Below are 15,417 nucleotides of genomic sequence, written 5' to 3'. Positions count from 1 at the left end.
CCTTTTGCGATTAAGGCGTTTCAAATCTTTCGTAAAAGAAGTGGTTGTGATTTGGAATGTTTGGAAAAAAAATGGAACTTTTATGGAAAATTAATTCCATAAAAGTTCCATAAGAATTCCATGTACTAACAGTAAAACTCAAGCACTATGTACAACCAACTCATACTTGATGCTTTTGAGAAAGCAAAACATAAACTAGATACTGATAAAATAACCCATATATCAAGAGAGCTATCTGAATTTATTCAAGGGCACAGTAATGAACCTTACGGCGAAAGAACCTTAAGAGATCATTACAATAAGGCTCTTGATGGTTCTGAAGAAACTGTCCATTTAAGAACATTTGCCGCTGATGCGCTTAGTGTTTATTTAGGATATTCTGACTATTCAGAATACAAAAACGCCCATTCTCCATCTATAGAAAAATATGTAACTGAAATTTCAAGATTAAAAAAAAGAAATCGGGTTGTTATTATCTGTTCCCTTATAGTGATTTTGGGCTTGCTACTGTATCAGGTTTTAAACAAACAACATTGGATGGTTTGGGACAATGACCATTATGTTGAATCAAAATTTGATATCAAAAAATTAAATCTCGGTCTATTAAAAATTCGCGATGATAATCTTATTGATAATTTCAGAAAAATTGAACCAACGTGTAACTATGTTTTTTTTAACCCAGATGGCAGTCCAAGGGTTTGGTATGGCAAGAATATTAAAAAAGACTATGAATATTTTACCAGTTTTGATGAGCATCCTGAAACCAAGAAAACACTAAAGGAAATAACCCAGTATATCATTGACAATCATATCTGTAAATAATTTATATAAATTATAATGTATTGATATACAAATTTTTATAGTATATTATATATTATTTTAGTTTAAGCATACACAAAAGCGTTTTCTACAAGTGATATACACTCTTCAACATTATTTTTTTGTGTATTTATGGCAAAACTTCCATTAGCATAAGGCTTGTATTTTTCAATTTTTGTGTTTGAAAACAATCCGATAGTGGTAGTCTTTGTCGAGCTTGCCAAATGCATGATACCAGAATCTGCACCGATAAACAATTCTGCATTGGCAATAACCGATCCTATTTCCCTAATATCCTTACTGTAGAAGGATTCCGCCTGAAAATCTATTTGGGAAATATTCTCCACTGGCAAAATCTCCAAAATATTATAATCCTTAAACCTCAATTTCAATTGTGTATAAAAATCTTTCCACCACAATTTCGAATAGCATTTACTACCTGTTGCATAGGTAAATATGCATATGGTTATTTTGTTGTTATCAAACGTGCTTTTTAGAATGGTCTTCCCTTTCTCAATCTCATCTTTGGTAAGCTTTAAATCTAATGGCGCTATGGGCTTGTCTATTTTTATGATACCTGACTTAGAAAAATACGTTCTAAAATGATGAATCGGGTTTTTAGCCATATGATACCCTTTATGGGAAGCATCAACTTTTTGCGCCTCTACCGCTCCGAAGATTTTATATTTAGAATTCGCAATTTGGGTTAATAATCTGCCCGAAGATGAACCTCTCACGGCATTGACCACCAAATCGTATGTTCTGAATTTTACTTTTAGCCAAACCAAGGCATAATTTATTAAGTGCTTAAATGGCTTTCTAGGAAGGAGCAGGTAGTTTTTGATATTGCCATACGTTCCAAATACAATTGGCGCTAGATTGCCTTTTGCCAAAATATCTATTTCACATTCGGGAAAAGCAGTTTCAATTTCTTGTATCAATGGTGTCGTCAAGATCAGATTCCCTAACCTGTGGTTTGGTCTGACAACCAAAACTTTTTTAATCGTTATATCACCATTGAGCGGCATGGTATCAACTTGGGATTTACCAATATTTTTGGTCAACGATGTCATTATGTTTCTTCTGACATCATTTATCCGCTTCCAAATTATTGCTCTCTTGCTCTTTATTTTAATATTATTGGGAGCCTCCATACTTTAAAATTGAATTACTGCCGTTAAACCAACGGTGTCATTATAAATTGATGGTGCTACATTAAATTTTGTAAGACTCTCAGACTCTTGATTTTTCTTAAACGGATTCCAATCAAATAAATAATCGAAATGGTATACCAATTTGGTGATAAGGATTCCCAAACCAGCACCTGCCAATACATCAGATAAATAATGTGAATTCTTGGCTACCCTTAGAAAACCTGTTGTTGAGGCAAAAGCATAGCCACTGTAAGCCAACCATGGATTTGTATCTTTAAATTCCTCATACAAGATTGTAGCCGAAGTAAAAGCCTTTGACGTATGACCTGACGGAAAGGAATTATCGTTATAACCATTAGGTCTCGTTTTGTGAATCAAGCCTTTGAGTGCATTGGTAGTGTACTTGTTGATAGTATGCGCTACAAATGCATTTTTAGATTGGTCGAACCAATGATTCTTAGCCTCTACTCCAAGCAAATCAGCCGAGTACATTTCAACCAAAGGCACATACCACATATAGTCATCCATTTTGGTTGTGAAATCATTTCCCACCAAATTACCAATGTCATTTTGAATTCCTTTTTCTAGGGTCGTTCCAGAAATTAAAAGCGACGTTCCTATTAAAACCCTAGGAACTGTTATTTGCTTTAAAAATGTCTTTTTGGGTTTGTTGATTTCTAAGCTGTCATTTGAAGATTCTATTACTTGTGAATTTGCCGTTAGCACACAAAAAAGTAATATCCAGGAAAATAATTTCATAATAAGTCCATTAAGGTTCGTATTCAAACCCATTACAGACAAACAAAACTTTACCCTATTTTTTTAACACTATTTTTCGAAGTTTAAGTACTTTTGGAATTACAACTAGTAGATAAATGCCTAACAAAGAACCTTCATTATGTGATGAAAAAGTTTTCAATGATTTTTTCAGAAAGCACTACGAATCGATCACGAGGTACATCTATTACAAATGCGGAGACCTACAGCAAGCCGAAGATATTGTTCAAAATATATTTGTGAAGATTTGGAATCTTTGTGAAAAAATTATTTACTCAAAAGCGAAGTCGTATATTTATTCTGCTTGCAACAACCTATTGATTAACCAAATTGCCCACAAAAAAGTGGTGCTTAAGCATCAAAAAACGGTAACAGACAATAGCAATCATGAAAGTCCGGACTTCCTTCTGGAGCAAGAAGAATTCAGAATCAAATTGAAGCAGGCCATCAATGATCTGAATTTTAAGGAACGAGAAGTCTTTCTATTGAGTAGAATTGAAGGTAAAACCTATAAGGAAATTGCCGAAATAACAGGCTTAACCGTAAAGGCCATTGAAAGAAGAATGAGCAAGGCCTTAAAAGAACTCAGGGAAAAATTGGGAAACCATATAAAAATATAATAGGGTAAATCTGTTTTTAAATGTATTAACATCAGAAACGCAAGGTAAATGGAACAAAACTACCATACAGATGAGACTTTTTTAGCACGTTGGATTGCAGGAGAACTTTCTGATGAAGAATTAGCTGCCTTCAAAAAAACGGATGCCTACAAGGAGTTTAAACGCATTGATGAAGAAGCGCAATTGTTGAGCGGACCAGAAATTGACGTAGAGAAAGCATTGAAAAATGTACAAGAAAAAATCAGCACTCCTACTACGACTTCAAAATCAAAAACCATTCAGCTATGGCAAAAAATAGCTGTTGCTGCTATATTGATATTGTCGTTAGGCTTCTATTTGAATTCCTCCAAAACCTACAGCAACGGTATTGGTGACAACCAAACCATTGTTTTAAATGACGGTTCTGAGGTACATCTAAATTCCAATTCCAGCATTTCTTTGAAACGCTTTTTTTGGTCTAATGACAAAACCGTCAAATTAACTGGAGAAGCTTATTTTACTATTACCAAAGGAGACGACTTTAAAGTGGAAACCTCTCAAGGTGTAGTGAGGGTTTTAGGAACCCAATTCAACATTAGAGACAGAATCACATTTGAATTGAAATGCTATGAAGGAACAGTGGAATTCTCTCAAAAAAACATGTCCGCATCGCCTCAAACCCTAACCAAGGGAATGCAAATAAATATTGAAAACAATACGGTTGAAAACTTGACTTTTCAAGAAGACTCACCAGATTGGAGAAACGGATTATCAAAATTTGAAGCACAACCTTTGCACCTAGTTCTAGAAGAATTAAAACAGTATTTCGACATTGATTTTGAGACTGAAAACGTCAATACAGAGCGTTTGTTCTCTGGAAGTTTTGAGCACAATAATTTAGACCTCGCTCTTAAATCAACTTTAGTTCCTATGGGAATTACCTACGAACTCAAAGGCAACACCATTATACTTACAGAAGACTAACTTTAAATTAGTATCTTCCTCTTGGATAAGGTTCATTTATGAAGCATTTTATTTTTCTTTTTTCCTTTTTTATCATTTCATCAGGTATTGCTCAAAAACGAAAAAGCTATGACTTTAAAAGCTCAAGTTTACATGATGTTATCAATCAATTAGAAACAGAAAACAACGTTACGTTTTCTTATGCTATCGACCTTATTGCGCACAAGCAAATATCATTAACTATTGAAGACATCGAATTTGAGGAATTACTCGATTTACTTGAATCGCAAACATGCCTAAACTTCAAGTTGCTTTCAAAAGACCGCGTCATTATTGCTCCCAAAACCAATGACGATTTGATTTCAGTCTATATCTTAGACCAAGAAACCAACTTACCAATACCTTATGCTGAAATTACAAACTCCTCAGGTTTACCATCCATTTCTGATAGCAATGGTTTTTTTCAGTTAAGGAAAAACGAAAACAACAATTTTTCAATTTCAAAAAACGGCTATTTTCCACTTGAATTTTCAGCCAATGAAGGTTGTCAACAAATCTATCTTTCAGCTAAAAATGAAATGCTTAATGAAGTCTTGGTATTGGGATATGTAACTTCAGGAATCGATAGAAAAAAAGACGGCTCCATTGATGTCAACAGTAACTCTTTAGGGATTCTTCCTGGACTTGTATCTTCAGACTTACTGCAAAGCATTCAATTGATTCCAGGAATCAATAGCTTAGATGAATCTGCTTCAGGAATACAAATTAGAGGTGGCACACCAGACCAAAACCTCATCTTGCTTGACGACATTAAACTGTTCAACACAGGTTACCTGTACGGTATGTTTTCATCTATAAATCCGCATGCCACCCAAAAAGCCAATGTCTTCAAATCTGGAACAAGCGCTGTTTATGGTGATCGTATTTCAGGAATCATTGATATCACGACTGGTGAAAATATTCCAGAAAAAACCGAAAGTGGTTTGGGTATTGACGGCCTTAGCATTGATGGGTTTGTAAAAACCGCTATATCTGATAAGCTCGCTGTTTATGTGTTTGGAAGACGTTCTTTAGACGATATTTTCAGAAGTCCGACCTATGAAAGCTTTGCCGATAAAGTTTTTAGAAATACAGGAGTAGTCAAAAATGCCAATGGCGAAATCATAGACGTTCAAAGCGATGACGACTATACGGAAAACTCCAGCACAGACAGTTTTTCATTTCATGATATGAATGCAAAAGTTATTTTCACTCCAAACGACGCCAATACATTTATTTTAAGCGGCTTGATCAATCAAAATGCTTTAGACTTTTCCTTTGTGAATAGCAATGAGAGAAAAGCTGATGATTTGGTAACCACCAACAATGGCTTAAGTTTTAAATGGAAACATCAAGGTAATGGCTATAATTCCGAAGACATTTCAATTTATGTATCAAAATATGATTCTGACTATTTTAATCAGGAAACCATTGACAATGTGTTAGGTGAAAGGAATAAAATAAGTAATAGCATTACAGATATTGGACTGAATTTAAAGCTTAACAGATATGTAAGCGAACGAAATCTACTGACATTCGGTTATCAAATTTCTAATAGTCGCGTTGATATTGAAGTTGTACAAGAGGATCAGATCAGTAATGAAGAAAACCAAGCTTTCAAAAACGCTTATCAAAATCTGAAAAATGCATTATTTGCCGAATATAGCTATAGCACAAAAAACTCAAGCTTAATCGGTATTGGACTTAGAACGGTTCATTATAGCAGCTTAAAAGCATTGTATTTAGAGCCTCGATTAAATATAGAATACCGATTGATTAAATCCTTGAGACTTAAAGGAAGCTTAGAGAGACGCCATCAGCCCATCTCGCAAATCATAGAATTTGATCAAGGAGAGTTGCGATTGGAAAATAATATCTGGCGCTTGTCCAATAACACTGACAGTCCATTATTAAGAAGCGATCAAATATCTACAGGGTTGCTATTCGATAAAAAACATTGGACCATTGACTTTGATGCTTACTATAAAAAAATCTCTGGATTGACATCACAAACCAGTGGTTTTGGAAACCCACAATTGAAATTAGATGAAGGTGAAAGCATTATTAGAGGATTAGATCTTTTAATCAAAAAACGATTTCAAAATTATCGTATTTGGGCTGGTTACACTTATAATAACATCAGTTTTGATTTTCCTGATATCCAAGGAGGCAATTTCCCTGGAAACAATGATATTAGACATAGTTTTAGAATATCAAATTCCCTGAAAATAAACAATCTAGACATCTCTTTGGGATGGCAATACAGAACAGGTGCGCCTTACACACCAATAACAAGCTATGACCCAGAAACATCTCTTGTTTCTTTTGGCAGCATTAACAGTGCGCGACTAGAAGACTACCATCGATTGGATGCCTCTGCTATTTATGACTTTAAATTCAGTAAATCAAAAAAATGGAGCGGACAAGTAGGTTTTTCAGTATTGAATATTTACAACAGGGAAGTTCCAATCTCATACACCTACATCACTGAAGACGAAGGCGCTGGTTTGGAATTGCAACAAGTTATTCAAAAGTTTTCTCTTGGAATAACACCTAATGCGTCTTTCAGAATATTTTTTTAGATTGAATGATTATGATATCCATTTAAAACCCAAGACGTATCTTTGCAAAAACTTTCTTATGGCAAAGAAGAAAAAACCAGATCAAGTTGTATTCAATGAGAAGTCCCAATCTTATGATGCTTCCTTAAGACCCTATTCCACCAATGTAGGTGCTCCAGCTATTGAAATCACAGATACGACCGCATGGAAGAACAAAAACATATTTAAAGCCAACAAACAATTGGAAGCAAGATACCAAGAGTTAAAAGCTGAGTATGACAAAATGCTTCAGGAATTGGAATATAATAATTTGGTTTACAACGCGCGTTTTAATTTTGAGCCTACCATTGGTGAAACCTATCACTTGTACAGAGACAAGACTGCGCATTTATTTTTATCTATCATTGCACCTCAGGATTGTAATTTCGATTACGTTGGAAGTTTTTATCTCAACAGCGAACAGCTCTGGAAAAAAATCGACTTCAAGTCTTAGTCTTTACCAGCTTTTAAATACGCACGTATCACTACCACTGCCCAAACGACAACGCAGAAGGACACAAAAATAGAGAACCAGAAAACAATTTCATTAGCGTCCATTGGTTATCTGTTTTATAAAAATTACAAGTCCTAATATGGTCGGTACCCAAAGCCCAATAAATATAGCGTGAAGTTTATCACCACGAAGAAATAGGTATTCAGCTACTACAATAATCAATGCACAGAGACATATCATAAAAAGGTTTGATGGACCTATCTTTTTAAAAAAACTCATAAGTTGAGGGTTAGTTCATTAGTTACTAAGTTATAAAAAAAGAATAGCACTTACTTAATCCACATGAAAAGTTTTTCATTAACTCCCTATTTTCATATTTTAGAAATCAGATTAACAACATTACTTTTGGCACAATAAATGCAATTCAAAAAGTTAATTAACAAACCCTATCTCATGAAATATATGTTCTTTTTGGTTTCCCTGTCTCTTACGATGCTAGCGTCTTCTCAAAACACATCGATTGGAAACAATGAAAAATTAATCTTCAGTGCATCTTATAATATGTCTGGACTCTTAACCGAACTAGCTGAAGTGAAAATGGAAACCAGTGAAGTCAAAACCGCTAAATCTACTTTACTTCGCTTAAAATGTACAGCTACAACCTATAGTAAATGGGATAGCTTCTTTAAAATACGAGACTTGTATGAAAGTTATGTGAGCCCAAAATACCTAACCCCTTATTTGTACAAAAGAGACATTAGCGAAGGTGGCTATGAAAAGTTCATGCAGTATAAGTTCAGTCACAAATCAAAAACAGTAGAAAGCATCAAACGCAAAGAACGCAGTGATGGAAGCATTTGGGAAGTAAAGAAAACATTAAAACTCAATCCATCTACCAGAGATTTGGTCACAACCATTTATCATATTCGTAATTTAGATATTGATAAAGCCAAGATTGGTGATAGCTCTACCTTTAAGGTGCTCTTTGATAACGAGGAATTTTCTATAAACGTCAAACTATTGAAAATCGAGACCATCACAACCAAAATCGGACCAAAAGAATGCTACAAATTAGCCATTTCAATTAGCAATAGCGATGTCTTGAAAGGCAACAACGATAATTTACTTTGGTTAACGGCTGATAAAAACAAAATCCCTGTGTATGCTAAATTTAAGATTGCTGTAGGCAGTGGCGAGTTAAAAATCAAATCGGCAACCGGATTGAAAAACTAAAACCATGAAAAAACTAATGATTGTCTTAGGCTTTATTACGGCTATTTTAGCTATTGTATTAGCTGTGACTCCTCTTTCTAAGATTGCTTACATTCCAGGCATTTTAGCACTTCTTTTTGGGAGTGTGTCGTTATTCCTATCAAAAACCGACACAGGTGCAAAAAGACCCATTCAACTTATGTTCCTGCTTACCATCATCGCTTTGGGATTAACAACCTATAAAGCAATTTTCAATACTGTTGAAGTTGGAGACACTCAAGAATTGGAAATTAAGGAAAAAGCCTCTGAAGAGGAAGCCATAGAGGAACTTAACGATTTGGAGATTGATGATATTGAAATAGAATAAAACTTCTTTTTCTTATGTTTTTTTACGTTATTTGACTGGCAGTTAGAATACTAACCTAAACCCTCTCCTATTTTATTCTAAATGAAGATACAAGCTGTTACGTCATTGCTTATACTTGTTGGGTCTTGTGCGACTTTAAGCCATACCGAAAAATTAGAAAACATAAAAAGTAATATTGTTTTTTTTGATACTGATATCATTAATAAATACGCCAACACCATTACCGCTGAAGAATTAAATGCCCATGTGTATCAATTTTCATCAGATGAATTCCAAGGTAGAAGAGCTGGTGAAGCAGGACACATGAAAGCTGCAGATTTTATCAAGGATTACTACTTTAAAGAGAACATCCCTTCGCCTTTAGGTCCTGAAAATTATTATCAATTTGTTGATGGCGACTTTTTTCCTGAACCTCAGAACAGTTCTCCCAATGTTTTGGCTTTTATAGAAGGAACTACTTTCCCTGATGAAATCTTAATTATTACAGGTCATTCAGACCATGAAGGATTTACCGACGACATTATTTATAACGGTGCCGATGATAATGGCTCTGGAACTGCGGCAATGTTAGAAATGGCACAAGCATTCAATATGGCTAAGCTTGAAGGTCATGGACCGAAACGCAGCATTTTATTTCTACATCTCACAGGAGAGGAAATAGACTTGACAGGTTCTAAATACTATACGCAACATCCTATATTTCCTTTAGAAAACACTGTTGCCAATCTCAACATTGATATGATTGGTCGCATAGATGAAGCACATCAAGACAATCCGAATTACATCTATTTAATTGGTTCCGATCGGCTAAGTACAGAATTACATTTTATTTCGGAAAAGGCCAATGAAACGTTTACAAAACTCAATTTAGATTACCGACTTAATAGTGATAGTGATCCCAATCAATACTACACAAGATCAGACCATTACAGTTTTGCCCAAAAAGGAGTTCCTGTAATTTTCTATTTCAATGGTACGCATGAAGACTATCATGAACCAACAGATACTGCCGAAAAGATAAACTATCCGTTACTGAGCCAAAGAACAAAATTGATCTTTACAACAGCTTGGTACTTGGCAAATAACGATGAACGCTTGCAAGTCGATCTCGATTCCTAATCCTGTTAAAGTTTGTTAAAGAAAGTATAGAGGTAAAATCTAAACTCAAAGATATTTTGTAATATCGCATTCAAAACACTAAACATCTATGAAAAAGATTTTAACGATAGGAGCTTTATGCCTCTTATCCCTCTCTTGTACTCAAACAAAAAAACCTGCAGACCCTAAAATTTATGGCGACACCATTACAGAAACCGAATTAAAGGAACTTCTGTATAAATATGCTTCAGATGAATTTGAAGGCCGAGAAACCGGTGAGCCTGGTCAAAAAATGGCCGTAAATTATCTCAAAGATCAATATGTTGAAATGGGCATTCCTTCAGCTTATGGCACTGATAATTATTTTCAGGAAATTCCCTTAGAAAGACAATTGCTCGCTGATGTTGATTTAAAAATCAATGGTAAAAAAGCCCTTCTATATGATGAATACATTCCACCAAGAAATGTCAATGTTTCAGATTTATCCATTAGTGAAATTGTTTATTTAGGTTATGGTATTGATACCGATACTTATTCAGATTACAAAACCATGGATGTTAAAGGTAAGTATGTGATTATGAAAGCTGGAGAACCCATGAATCCTGATAGTACTTATGTCACTTCTGGCACCAAGGGAAAAACACAATGGACTTCTGGAAGACGAGCAAGAAATTTAAAAATTGAAACTGCTGAAAAGCATGGAGCAAAAGCTGTTTTCTTTTTGGATGATGCAACTGTAAACTATTATTCTAAATATTACAAAAACATTGATCCAAACACTTATGAAGGTCGTATTGCTGCTGTAAGTAATGACAACGACTCTTATAGTTTTATAATCAATAATTCATTGGCAAATCAAATTGTACCAGATATTGATTCCAACCATACTCCAAGAACTGTTGAAACAGACCTTCAACTTTCAATGAAAAAAAACATCAAACCTTTTACGACAGAAAATGTTGTTGCTTACATTGAAGGTGAAGAAAAACCTGATGAAGTTTTGGTGATTTCTGCTCACTTAGATCACCTTGGCATTGAAGATGGCGTAGTTAGTAATGGTGCTGATGATGATGGCTCTGGAACGGTTGCCATGTTGGAAATTGCCGAAGCGTTTCAAAAAGCGGTCAATGAAGGTTATCGCCCGAAACGATCTATTTTGTTCCTGCATTTAACAGGTGAAGAAAAAGGACTTCTTGGGTCTAAACATTATACAGATATCAGTCCTGTTTTTCCTCTGGAAAATACCATCTCTAACCTCAACATCGACATGATTGGTCGTGTTGATAAACTTCATGAAGACGACAGAAACTATGTTTATGTTATAGGATCTGATATGCTAAGTACAGAACTTCATGACATTAATGAAAAAGCGAATGCGACTTATACCAACATCAATTTAGACTATCGTTACAGCAATGAAACCGATCCAAATCGCTACTATTATCGTTCAGATCATTACAATTTTGCCAAAAACAATATTCCAGTAATTTTTTATTTTAATGGAACGCACGAAGATTACCATAAACCTACAGATACACCAGATAAAATTCAATACGATCTTTTAGAGAAGCGAACGAGATTGGTTTTCTACACGGCATGGGAACTCGTCAATAGAGAAAATAGAGTTATTGTTGATAAAGCCACTAAATAGCTATATCAGAATAATTAAAATAACTTAAAAAAAGACTTTGTAAAAAATTGCAAATGGCTTACATTTGCAATCCTATTTAAAATGGTGGTTGTAGCTCAGTTGGTTAGAGCGCCTGATTGTGGTTCAGGAGGTCGTCGGTTCGAGACCGATCTTCCACCCAAAAAGACAAGCCTTTCAGAAATGAAAGGCTTTTTTTGTGCTTTTAATAAAAATCGTGTGATTTATTAACATATAACGTTGTAGTTGGTTTGAAATTTTGAGATTTTCTGAAAAAACAATAATATGTATTAACGAATTAATCATAGATTTTCTCACGTACTTATGAAAATTAAAATTTCCCTAGCATACCTCCTTTTTTTTAGCATTGGTTTTTCTTTCGGACAAGTGCATACGTCGTATCTTTGGCATCTTCAACAACCAACCTATTGGCCAGATGCTAGTGTTTCAAATCCCTATGAATATCAAAAAGCTTGGGAATCCTTTCAGTTAAAACAAAACGGTGGAAATATCTATCCTGATGGATTAGCGCATCCCTTGAACGATCTTTATGAGATTTTCAGTAAACCTGATCGTGTAAACGTTTACCAATGGGAAGCTCGCAACTCAATCAATAGCATTCAAGGTCATGCTGATGCTGGTGCCCAAGTGAACTATGGTGGTTGCTTAATTGAAAACATACAATCCCTTTCTGATGCTGGTGCTTGGGGCTATGTTCCTAACTGGACCAGTTCTGTTATTGAAGCACAAAACTGGCAAACCTCTGGCGGATTTCCACGTATGGATGTCACAAGTTTTACATGGCATCATTCACTTTCTCCTTTAGTAAGTGATCGTGTTTTAAGAAAGGAAATCCAAGGCCATAAACATATTGTTCAAGACTATTTCAACGGAACTGTCTCACCTGGCTATTGGCCTGCCGAATGTTCTTTTTCTGAACGTATTATTCAAGTGTTGGTTGAAGAAGGTCTGGAATGGTCTGTGATTGCCAACAGTCATTTGGCGAGAACCTTAAATGATTATCCCATAAACTTCGGAACATCAGGTGTCAATACGAATCCACCAAATCAAGCAGATAAAGTTGTTACAAATGGTAATAACTGGTGGAGCGGACAAATTGATGGTCGTGGCGGAACATTTGCTGCACCTTACAGCTACCAAGCGCACAAAGCAAAATATGTTAATCCAGAAACAGGTCAGGAATATAAAATCACTGTGGTGCCCATGGCAGATCTCTTAAGCTATCGTGATGGTTTTTCTGAACAAAGTACTGCTGATATTGACAACAACATTGCTCCTTATGATAACCCAAGTCAGCCATCTCTTGTACTATTGGCTCATGATGGTGATAATGCTTGGGGAGGAGGTGCAAGCTATTACCAGCAAGCTGTTCCAAACTTTACCAATGCTGCTGCTAATCAAGGGTATTCACCAACAACAATCCAACAGTTTTTGAATGACCATCCGGTTCCCGATAATGATGTGGTAAAAGTTGAGGATGGGTCTTGGTTCAATGCTGCAAACGATTGGGGAAGTCCGCAATTTATTAATTGGTTATGGCCAATGTATACTTCGGATTTTGAGTTTGATCCAAATGGTTGGACTGAAGATGCTAGAAACTGGGCTGTATTGACGGCCGCTGAAAACTTTGTCGTCATGGCTGAAGACCTTGAAGGTGGTACTGATATTTCAGATATTGTGAACCCTTCTGCCTCTTCTTCTGATGCTGAATTAGCTTGGCACGCACTGTTACCTGGTTACACTAGTGGCTATATGTATTATGGAAAAGCAATCGATATGGAAATTAAGCAAACCATAGCTGGAAATAATGCCATTGCTTATGCCCAAAATGTGATTGATAATAATGCAGGAATCGATACAACGCCTCCTTCAGTGTTTATTCCACAACGTTATCCATACAATCCAGGAAGTATTGGTTTCGGACCTACTTATGGTTACCAGCAACATTTGAATTCGGCCGATTTTACAGTTTGGACTTTCGCTTATGATGTGAATGGTATTGTGTCTGCTGAATTAAAATACAGAGTGGATAACGATGGTACCAATCCGTTGAATAATAATGACAATGAAACCTATGCTGGAGGACCTTCAGTTGGTGCTTGGCAAACTTTAGCGATGATCGAAAGAATATTTCCAAAAACCAATATTACCAACGATCCTGAAATTGACTTTTTTGTATTGCCAGATCATATTGCCAATCAGTATCATGCTGAAATTAGTGGACTTTCAGAAGTATTGGTAGATTATTATGTGGAAATAACCGATACTAATGGGAATGTTACCAAATCTAAAATCCAACATGTTTGGGTAGGTGAAAATTTAGACGTGAATCCGACCATTACGTTTCAGCCTGAAAATAATTACTCCGAAAATCCAATCGATGTAATCATTACAGCAGACGATTCAACAGATCCGAATCCGACGATTTATTATACTACAGATGGTTCTGAACCTACTCTGGGTTCTGCTTCAGCAGTTTCTACAACGACAATCAACATTACCGAAACAACCACTTTTAAAGCCTTTGCTGTAGACTTGGATGGCAACCAATCTGATGTTGTAACCAAAACCTATTTTATTGGTGAAGTAGATGGATTTACAGTGTATTTTAAACCTCCTACTTCATGGACAACAACACCAAAGATATACTGGTGGAATGCACAACCAGAAGGAGTTTTGGGAGATGGTTCATGGCCAGGTGTTGATATGAATGAAATTTGTGATGGTTGGTACAGTTATACTTTTAATAATGTGTCATCTACCAATCTTATCTTTAATGATGGTGGAGGTAATCAAACGGCTGATTTAAGTGCTAGTGGAGATGCTTATTATGAATGGGATTCTATGTCTTGGATTTCAAATCCAAATATTTCAGAACCTTGTTTGGTCATTGATCCACTTGGAGGCACCTTTTCAAATGGGTCAACTGTCGATGTCACTTTAACGGCTATTGATTCAACCGATCCTAATCCAATTATCTATTACACGACTGATGGCTCCACTCCAACCACAAGTTCATTGTCTGGCTCGAGTCCATTGGCACTTCAGTTTACGACTACTACGACCTTGAAGGCATTTGCCCAAAATACAAATGGTGATATGTCTTCAATCAAAACTGAAACCTATACGTTTGAAGACGTCCAAAGCTTCACAGTGTATTTCAAACCTCCTCAAGGTTGGGCTGTTACACCAAACGTATATTGGTGGAATGGACAACCGAATGGTGTACTAGCAGATGCTGTCTGGCCTGGAGTTGCGATGGAAATGCATGATGCCGAATGGTATAAATATACCTTTACTGGTTTAACTAGTATTAATGTCATTTTTAATAATGGTTCAGGCGGTGTTGGAGTCAATCAAACCGAAGATTTTGTTGGTGTTACCAATGATCTATGGTACGAGTGGAACGAAGGTGTACTGTCTGTTGAAACTCATGACATAGATACTTTCAAACTTTATCCGAACCCGATAGAAAACATCATTAGAATAGATACAACGATTGATTTTAAAACTTATGAAATCTATGATGTTACTGGTAAATTGATTCAAAAAGGAGCCATAGAAAACAAAAACATCAAGGTTGGAAATCTTTCAAAAGGGTTATACCTATTGCAACTGAAAGATGAGTTCAATACCATCAAAACGGTTAAAATTCTGAAGTAAGAT

The 15,417-nt window shown here is 35.6% G+C and carries 12 protein-coding genes and 1 tRNA gene; 11 read left to right on the top strand and 2 right to left on the bottom strand.

What is annotated here, in order from left to right; genetic code table 11:
• Window positions 1-147 precede the first annotated feature (147 nt).
• Window positions 148-822 carry a hypothetical protein gene (locus AB9K26_RS02310; RefSeq protein WP_369970918.1) on the top strand — a complete coding sequence of 225 codons (675 nt, stop codon included), beginning with the start codon at window positions 148-150 and terminating at the stop codon, window positions 820-822.
• Window positions 823-884: 62 nt separating this feature from the next.
• On the opposite strand, the gene AB9K26_RS02305 is transcribed toward AB9K26_RS02310, so the two are convergent.
• Together AB9K26_RS02305 and AB9K26_RS02300 are read right to left on the bottom strand one after the other, a co-directional pair.
• Entirely contained in the window at window positions 885-1,892 is a 1,008-nt protein-coding gene (locus AB9K26_RS02305) for a glycosyltransferase family 9 protein (RefSeq protein ID WP_369970917.1), read from the bottom strand.
• Window positions 1,893-1,976: 84 nt separating this feature from the next.
• A complete protein-coding gene (locus tag AB9K26_RS02300; RefSeq protein WP_369970916.1) occupies window positions 1,977-2,732 on the bottom strand; it encodes a phosphatase PAP2 family protein in 756 nt (251 codons plus the stop codon).
• 116 nt (window positions 2,733-2,848) lie between these two features.
• Here AB9K26_RS02300 and AB9K26_RS02295 point away from each other — a divergent pair, with 116 nt between their 5' ends.
• The 10 genes from AB9K26_RS02295 (at window position 2,849) to AB9K26_RS02250 (ending at window position 15,414) form a co-directional block, all read left to right on the top strand.
• Window positions 2,849-3,370 carry an RNA polymerase sigma factor gene (locus tag AB9K26_RS02295; protein ID WP_369970915.1) on the top strand — a complete coding sequence of 174 codons (522 nt, stop codon included), beginning with the start codon at window positions 2,849-2,851 and terminating at the stop codon, window positions 3,368-3,370.
• Window positions 3,371-3,418: 48 nt separating this feature from the next.
• On the top strand, window positions 3,419-4,333 hold the full coding sequence (locus AB9K26_RS02290) for a FecR family protein (RefSeq protein WP_369970914.1): 915 nt from the start codon (window positions 3,419-3,421) through the stop codon (window positions 4,331-4,333).
• Window positions 4,334-4,371: 38 nt separating this feature from the next.
• Window positions 4,372-6,933: a TonB-dependent receptor plug domain-containing protein gene (locus AB9K26_RS02285; RefSeq protein ID WP_369970913.1), complete on the top strand. Its 2,562-nt coding sequence runs from the start codon at window positions 4,372-4,374 to the stop codon at window positions 6,931-6,933.
• 58 nt (window positions 6,934-6,991) lie between these two features.
• Window positions 6,992-7,405: a DUF2452 domain-containing protein gene (locus AB9K26_RS02280; protein ID WP_369970912.1), complete on the top strand. Its 414-nt coding sequence runs from the start codon at window positions 6,992-6,994 to the stop codon at window positions 7,403-7,405.
• A gap of 453 nt (window positions 7,406-7,858) precedes the next feature.
• Window positions 7,859-8,638 carry a DUF3108 domain-containing protein gene (locus AB9K26_RS02275; protein WP_369970911.1) on the top strand — a complete coding sequence of 260 codons (780 nt, stop codon included), beginning with the start codon at window positions 7,859-7,861 and terminating at the stop codon, window positions 8,636-8,638.
• A gap of 4 nt (window positions 8,639-8,642) precedes the next feature.
• Window positions 8,643-8,984: an FUSC family protein gene (locus tag AB9K26_RS02270; RefSeq protein ID WP_369970910.1), complete on the top strand. Its 342-nt coding sequence runs from the start codon at window positions 8,643-8,645 to the stop codon at window positions 8,982-8,984.
• A gap of 81 nt (window positions 8,985-9,065) precedes the next feature.
• Window positions 9,066-10,103, top strand: coding sequence for a M28 family peptidase (locus AB9K26_RS02265; protein ID WP_369970909.1), 1,038 nt, complete (start codon window positions 9,066-9,068; stop codon window positions 10,101-10,103).
• 88 nt (window positions 10,104-10,191) lie between these two features.
• On the top strand, window positions 10,192-11,733 hold the full coding sequence (locus AB9K26_RS02260) for a M28 family peptidase (RefSeq protein WP_369970908.1): 1,542 nt from the start codon (window positions 10,192-10,194) through the stop codon (window positions 11,731-11,733).
• 83 nt (window positions 11,734-11,816) lie between these two features.
• Window positions 11,817-11,892: transfer RNA gene (locus AB9K26_RS02255), tRNA-His, on the top strand.
• 162 nt (window positions 11,893-12,054) lie between these two features.
• Window positions 12,055-15,414: a starch-binding protein gene (locus AB9K26_RS02250; RefSeq protein ID WP_369970907.1), complete on the top strand. Its 3,360-nt coding sequence runs from the start codon at window positions 12,055-12,057 to the stop codon at window positions 15,412-15,414.
• Window positions 15,415-15,417 lie beyond the last annotated feature (3 nt).

Origin of the sequence: Psychroserpens sp. XS_ASV72, from assembly GCF_041224425.1 — a bacterium.
Classification (GTDB): domain Bacteria; phylum Bacteroidota; class Bacteroidia; order Flavobacteriales; family Flavobacteriaceae; genus Psychroserpens.
Note: the sequence above shows the minus strand (reverse complement) of the source record. Positions and strands in the feature narration are given on the sequence as shown.